The 6,139-nt window shown below is 56.2% G+C and carries 7 protein-coding genes; 2 read left to right on the forward strand and 5 right to left on the reverse strand.

Going from position 1 to position 6,139, the window contains the following annotated elements:
- Both ABYP39_RS16620 and ABYP39_RS16625 read right to left on the reverse strand, forming a co-directional pair.
- A partial coding sequence (locus ABYP39_RS16620) for a carboxymuconolactone decarboxylase family protein (RefSeq protein ID WP_372783664.1) occupies nucleotides 1–477 on the reverse strand: 477 nt, incomplete at its 3' end.
- Nucleotides 474–911, reverse strand: coding sequence for a carboxymuconolactone decarboxylase family protein (locus ABYP39_RS16625; RefSeq protein WP_372783666.1), 438 nt, complete (start codon nucleotides 909–911; stop codon nucleotides 474–476). The genes ABYP39_RS16620 and ABYP39_RS16625, both read right to left, overlap by 4 nt.
- Before the next feature lie 243 nt (nucleotides 912–1,154).
- Here ABYP39_RS16625 and ABYP39_RS16630 point away from each other — a divergent pair, with 243 nt between their 5' ends.
- Nucleotides 1,155–1,736: a porin gene (locus ABYP39_RS16630; RefSeq protein ID WP_372783668.1), complete on the forward strand. Its 582-nt coding sequence runs from the start codon at nucleotides 1,155–1,157 to the stop codon at nucleotides 1,734–1,736.
- Nucleotides 1,737–1,811: 75 nt separating this feature from the next.
- On the opposite strand, the gene ABYP39_RS16635 is transcribed toward ABYP39_RS16630, so the two are convergent.
- From ABYP39_RS16635 to ABYP39_RS16645, 3 genes are read right to left on the reverse strand one after another with little or no spacing between them, the layout of a single operon-like run.
- On the reverse strand, nucleotides 1,812–2,936 hold the full coding sequence (locus ABYP39_RS16635) for a GNAT family N-acetyltransferase (protein ID WP_372783670.1): 1,125 nt from the start codon (nucleotides 2,934–2,936) through the stop codon (nucleotides 1,812–1,814).
- Nucleotides 2,936–3,817, reverse strand: coding sequence for a 4-hydroxybenzoate octaprenyltransferase (gene ubiA, locus ABYP39_RS16640; protein WP_372750146.1), 882 nt, complete (start codon nucleotides 3,815–3,817; stop codon nucleotides 2,936–2,938). The genes ABYP39_RS16635 and ubiA overlap by 1 nt, the downstream gene beginning before the upstream one ends.
- Nucleotides 3,818–3,875: 58 nt before the next feature.
- Nucleotides 3,876–4,433 (reverse strand): chorismate lyase, encoded by a 558-nt coding sequence (locus ABYP39_RS16645; protein WP_372783672.1) that lies wholly within the window; start codon nucleotides 4,431–4,433, stop codon nucleotides 3,876–3,878.
- Nucleotides 4,434–4,603: 170 nt separating this feature from the next.
- Here ABYP39_RS16645 and ABYP39_RS16650 point away from each other — a divergent pair, with 170 nt between their 5' ends.
- Nucleotides 4,604–5,977, forward strand: a complete 1,374-nt coding sequence (locus ABYP39_RS16650; RefSeq protein WP_372783674.1) for an FAD-dependent oxidoreductase — start codon at nucleotides 4,604–4,606, stop codon at nucleotides 5,975–5,977.
- Nucleotides 5,978–6,139 lie beyond the last annotated feature (162 nt).

A 6,139-nucleotide genomic window follows, 5' to 3' on the forward strand; every position in this document is an offset into this window, starting at 1 on the left:
GTCGGGCATGCCGCCGAGTGAAACCGCGATTTTGGAAAAGCCCATAAACAGCGCCAGGCCTGCAGTCAATTCGACGATTTCCTCATCGCTAAACTCGCCCTTCATCGCATTCTGTAACGCATCATCGATCTCGTTGGGCGCGGTCAGAAACTTGTCTGTGTAACGCAGAATCAGCTTTTGCCGTAAGGAAAGATCGCTGTCCTCATAGCCATCGCGAATCTGTTCGACCTGCGTTTCGTTTAGACCCTCAGCCTTGGCCTGCGAAAACCTGACGTTCTTGCAGAATACACAATTGGTTTTGCGGGCATTGCGCAGCCGCGCCAACTCTTTACTGGGATGATCCAGAACACCACGACTCCATAGGGTGCCGTAGAGCTGATTGAAGGCAGCCAGAGCCTCGGGTTGCAGGGCCAGTGCGCTGCCACTGATGGGATCATCACCGGCGTTGGCGGGCAAGCTCACACGCGATTTGGTCATGCAGCCTCCTCGATGTTCAGAATCGCTCGAAAACGGGCAAAGCCATCGCACAGCGCAAGAAATTCCAGCAGCGCAACCAGCCCGGCATCGCCCAGATGAGCGACCACAGCCGCCGCCATGTCATCGCTGATACTGTGTGGGTCGAGACAGAAACATTCGGCCAGCTGCAGGGCGGATTTCTCAAGCGCCGAAAAACGGGGATCGTTATACCACTGGGGCAGCGCGGCGATAAGATCGTCACCTAACGTACGCTTCAACTCACCATCCATTATGCAGTGGTGCAGCTGCGCACATCGCGCTTTGCACACCCACATCAGACGCTGATCCAGTTGTTTCTCAAGCGCAGCTTCGAAGAGTCGATAATCGTTATAAAGGTTAGTGCGCAATGAAAACACCTGCGCGAAATCATTCGCCGGATGCGTCAGCCACGTCATAATCACCTCCCCTTTTTGCTGACAGTGGCACAGGGCATGCGTGCCGGCAAGTTAGGCGGTTTAATCTCTTGGCATAATCGGTAGTTTATGATTCGCGACATTCAGATTATTCATCGAAACGCCCCCGGTGAATTTACTACACCGCCACTTCAATCTTTCGTTAGACCGTTCTGTTTGCTAGTATCCGCCGCGGTGCTTTTCAGCACGATAACAATACTAATTTTAGGGGGAGACCTAAAAACAATGAAAAAAAATCTAATCGCAGCGATGTTGGCTGCCGGTGTTGCCATGCCCGCCTTTGCGGCCGACCTTTCCTACACCTACGCTGAAGTCGGCGTTGCCAAGATTGATCTGGATGGCGAAGACGCAATGGGCTTCGGTGTAAAAGGCAGCGTTTCTGTTCACGAGAATGTCTATATTCTGGGTGCTTATAGCCAGGCGGAAACCGACGACGAATACATCATCATGGGCATCACCGACGAAATCTCCATGGACTCTTACAGCCTGGGCGTAGGCTTCCGCACCGCAGTTAGCGAGACGGTCGATTTTGTCGCTGAAGTTTCTCTGGTGGAAAGCGAAATCGAGTTTGCCGGCATCGACGTTGATAACGATGGTGAGTTGCTGTCTGCCGGTGTTCGCGCTGAAATCAGCAAAAACGCAGAGCTGAATTTCTCCGTGGACCACGCTCGAGGTGACGACGACAACGAGACTGGCTTCAGCATTGGCGGCCTGTACGGCGCATCTGAAACCGTGGATCTGGGCCTGGAATACGGCTCAATCGACGACGTAGACACCCTGACCTTCTCTGCCCGCTTTAACTTCTAAGCCGGCGATTGGACAGCGCCACCAAGGCGCTGTCCATTGCCTCTCCTAGCAACCAACCCGCCGCCTACCACCTATTTAACCTCGCTTGAAAGGCAGCATCTGTCGCGCATCTTGCAGATAGGCGTGAATCGACGGTGTTTCCTGATCAAGGAATCGCGCTATGGCCTCTCGAAAACGCGGATCGACAATCCAGTGTCGCGAACGGGTTTCCACAGGGTCAAAGCCACGCTGAATTTTATGTTCGCCCTGCGCCCCAGGGTCAAAGCGCTGCAGCCCCTGCTCAATACAGTATTCAATACCCTGATAGTAGCAGGCCTCAAAATGCAGAAACTCCACCTCGCGAAGACACCCCCAGTACCGACCATAGAGCGTGGCGGTGTCGTGAAAGTTAAGCGCGGCGGCAATCGGCTCACCGTGTTGTTCAGCCACCACCATTAACAGGTTGTCCGGCATGGTCTGCCCAATCTGCTCAAAAAACGCCTGATTCAGATAACCACCGTGGCCGCTGCGCTTGGCATAGGTCATCTGATAACAGTGGTAAAAGTGCCGCCACAGGTCGGTCGTGATCTGTCGCCCCGGCACGCGCCGCAACACCACTTGCTGCTCGGCAACCAGCCGCCGTTCGCGACGCAATGCCTTGCGCTTGCGTGAACTGAATGCTGCCAAAAAATCTTCAAAATCGCTGTAACCGCGGTTAAACCAGTGGTACTGAGGTGCAACTCGACGAACAAAATCAGCATCACCCCACAGTGCATCTTCATCTGGATTGGTAAACAGCACATGGGCCGACGACACCGAGATATCCGCCTGCTCGCGAAGAAACTCGCAGACCGGCTGCGCAGGAATACCTTGGCGTAGCGACAGGCGCGGACCAGTGGCTGGAGTGTAAGGAATCGCACACAGCAACTTGGGGTAGTAATTCAAGCCATTGCACTGCCAGGCGTCTGCCCAGGACCAGTCAAAAACATACTCGCCGTAGCTGTGGTGTTTGCGATACAGCGGCAAGTGCCCAACCAGCTCACCCGCGTCCTCCACGACGAGGTGCGAAGGCTCCCAGCCACTTTTACGCGTTGTTGCGCCGCTGGATTCCATTGCCCATAAGAACTCGTAACGCAAAAAGGGATAGTCAGTGGCTAGCAGCGCATTCCACTGCTCGGCAGACACCTCCGCTAGACTGGAAATAAACCGACAGGAGTACATCAGCCGGGAAGCAAGTAATGCAGGGCGATACCGATGAACACCACCATCCCTACATAATGATTATTCAGGAAAGCCTGAAAACAGTTTTCACGTTGACGAAAGCGAATCAAACGCTGCTGGTAAATAAATAAGCCTGCTGCTGCCGCAACGCCCACAAAGTAGATAAAACCGAGGCTGAAGCGTGAGCCCATGAGCACAAGAATAAACACCACGCTGGCCTGCAGGATGCCGGTGATCAAGCGGTCTTCTTCACCGAAATAGATCGCCGTGGATTTGACGCCAATTTTCAGGTCATCGTCCCTGTCTACCATCGCGTAGAAAGTGTCGTAGGCGATGGTCCAGATCACAACGGCCAGGTAAATCAGCCAGGCCTGTAGCGGCACGGTATTCTGCACCGCAGCGAAACTCATGGGCACACTCCAGGCAAAGGCCGCACCGAGCACCACTTGGGGAAAGTGGGTGTGGCGCTTCATAAAGGGGTAGGTCGCTGCCAGCGCCACCGCTGCTACCGACAGCAGGATTGTCAGCTGATTGGTGAACAACACCAGTACAAAACTGACCAGACACAGACCCACAAACAACCACAGTGCTTCTTTCGCCGCTACTTCGCCGGTGGCCAATGGTCGCGCTTTGGTGCGCTCCACATGACCATCGATATGACGGTCTGCATAGTCATTAATCACACAGCCTGCGGCGCGCATCAGCACTACACCAAGCACAAAGATTATCAAGGTAGACAGGGGCGGAACTCCCTCGGCCGCCAACCACAGCGCCCACAGTGTAGGCCACAATACCAGGTAGGTACCGATCGGCTTATCAAAGCGCATCAGGCGGATAAAAGCAGGGAAGCGTTGCTGAAGTTGTGTCAGGTCAACCGGCATGGAATCAACTCGTAGTAAACCGGATCACCATATAAAGGCCAACGGCGTGTTTCAAGCGTCAAGGTCTGAAAGCAGGCAAAAAGATCTCGCTGACCATCAACGGCAAGCCACCGAGGAAGAAACAGGAGCGACGCCCCCAGAGAGTAGTATCCGTGCGGACAGCCGGCGGCAACGCCGAATCATCGCCCGCAATCGTGGCCACTTCGTAGGGCGCCCGCTGCATACTGGGGTCACTGAAGAGCAAGGCGCCCAGCGCCGAATCCTTCAGTTTGCGCAGGTGGCGCAGCCGCCCTTCAAGGCTGGCGGCTGGCAGTACACTGCGCGCAAATACCCAAGGCTCACCCCGGCAGATCAGCAAAACTTCGCGAATTATCGCCCGTTTGCGCTCACCCATATCGAGTAGGTGCCGCTCGCTGCCGCGCGGGCATTGCCACGACTGTTCCAGCACCTGCACCCGGAAGTCTCCGCCGCTAGCCCGCACCAGACGGGCGGTTAACGAGCCTCTGTCCAGCAGCCAGGGCCGGATTTCACGCGGCAGCTGCTCACTGAGCAGGCAGCGATAGTCCCGCCATTGCGGCTCGTCAGGCTGGTATCGGTAGTGGTGAACAGCGTACAATACCCGGCTCCCTATATACTGCAAAACCCTGATTTCAGGCGCTCACGGCCCGTTTCGCACAAGTGCACAAACGGTTCCGACCACACAAGAGGCGCCCTTTAAAAGTGGCGGCAGAATGCGTGATTCCCTCACAAACTGCAAGCGCCACACACTGACGACGAGGAAGAGAAATGAGTAAGTGGGAATGTATTGTCTGTGGCTGGGTCTACGACGAAGAAACGGGCGACCCGGATTCCGGTATTGCCGCTGGCACCAAATGGGAAGATATTCCCGATGACTGGCTGTGCCCCGATTGCGGCGTAGGCAAGGAAGATTTTGAGCTGATCGAAACCAGCGAACCGGCAGCTGCCCCCCACCACGAAGAAGAAACCACCGACGAAACCCGCGCGCCACTCGTGGTACTGGGTACCGGCCTTGCGGGCTATGGCCTGGTTCGCGAATTCCGCAAACAGGATCAGGACACGCCGGTCATCATGATCACCGCTGACGACGGACGCTCCTACTCCAAGCCGATGCTATCGACCGGCTACACCAAAGACACCACTGCCAATGATCTGGCCCAGGCCGATGCAGGCACTATGGGCAAGCAGCTCAAGGCCAGTGTCTGGACCATGACTCACGTCACCGCGATCGACACCGAAAACCAGACCATCAAATTGGGCGATGCTGAAACCCAGATTCACTACGGCAAGTTGGTTCTGGCGCTGGGCGCCGACACCATCACGCCGCCGATCAAGGGCGACGCACTGGAGTACGTATACTCGGTAAATGATCTGCTGGACTACGACGATTTCCGCACCGCCATCAAGAAAAACGATGTGAAGAAAGTGTGCCTGATCGGCGCCGGTCTGATTGGTTGCGAATTCACCAACGACCTGCTCAATGGTGGCTTTGCGGTTGAAGCGGTAGACCCGATGGGCTATTGCCTGCCAACCCTGCTGCCAGAGCCTGCCGGGCGCGCAGTACAGCGCGCACTGGAAGACAAAGGTGCGAAATTTCACTTCGGCCCGCTGGTCACCGAAGTAAACAAAGCAGGCGACAAGGGCCTGACTGTCACCCTGAGCACTGGCGACACCATTGACTGCGACCTCGTGGTATCAGCCGTGGGCGTACGCCCACGCACGCAGTTGGCATCGGATGCCGGCATCGCTGTGAACCGCGGCATCACCACCAACCGCCTGCTGGAGACCAGCGCCAAAAATGTGTACGCGATGGGCGACTGTGTGGAAGTGGACGGTCACGTGCTGGTCTATGTGGCACCGTTGATGGCCCAGGCTCGTGCGCTGGCCAAAACCCTGGCAGGCACCAATACAGACGTCAGCTACCCTGCCATGCCTGTTACCATCAAAACCCCGGCCTGCCCGGTTGTGGTCAACCCACCGCCGCGTGATCTGGAAGGCGACTGGCAGATTGAGGAAGAGGGCAACAATGTGGTGGCCAAGTTCTTCGACAAGAACGGAAAGCTTCAGGGGTTTGCCCTGACCGGCGAAGGCACCAAGCAGAAAATGACCCTGCAGACGGAATTGCCGCCCCTGCTGGCCTAAGTATCGGTTGCGCTCCCGCACGCAGCTTACGCGGGAGCGCGCCCGACGCACGGAGACAATCCATCCGGCAACAAAAAAGGGCGCCTCAGGCGCCCTTTTCATTTTCCGAAACCCGCTCAATGATCGAACAGATGCCCCAACTTACCCGCCTTGGTCGCCAGA

Origin of the sequence: Litorivivens sp. (genome assembly GCF_041625495.1) — a bacterium.
Classification (GTDB): domain Bacteria; phylum Pseudomonadota; class Gammaproteobacteria; order Pseudomonadales; family Spongiibacteraceae; genus Litorivivens.

Coding starts and splice junctions, on each gene's coding strand:
- ABYP39_RS16630 (WP_372783668.1), top strand. CDS start 1,155: ATGAAAAAAAATCTAATCGCAGCGATGTTGGCTGCCGGTGTTGCCATG.
- ABYP39_RS16625 (WP_372783666.1), bottom strand. CDS start 911: ATGACGTGGCTGACGCATCCGGCGAATGATTTCGCGCAGGTGTTTTCA.
- ubiA (WP_372750146.1), bottom strand. CDS start 3,817: ATGCCGGTTGACCTGACACAACTTCAGCAACGCTTCCCTGCTTTTATC.
- ABYP39_RS16635 (WP_372783670.1), bottom strand. CDS start 2,936: ATGTACTCCTGTCGGTTTATTTCCAGTCTAGCGGAGGTGTCTGCCGAG.
- ABYP39_RS16650 (WP_372783674.1), top strand. CDS start 4,604: ATGAGTAAGTGGGAATGTATTGTCTGTGGCTGGGTCTACGACGAAGAA.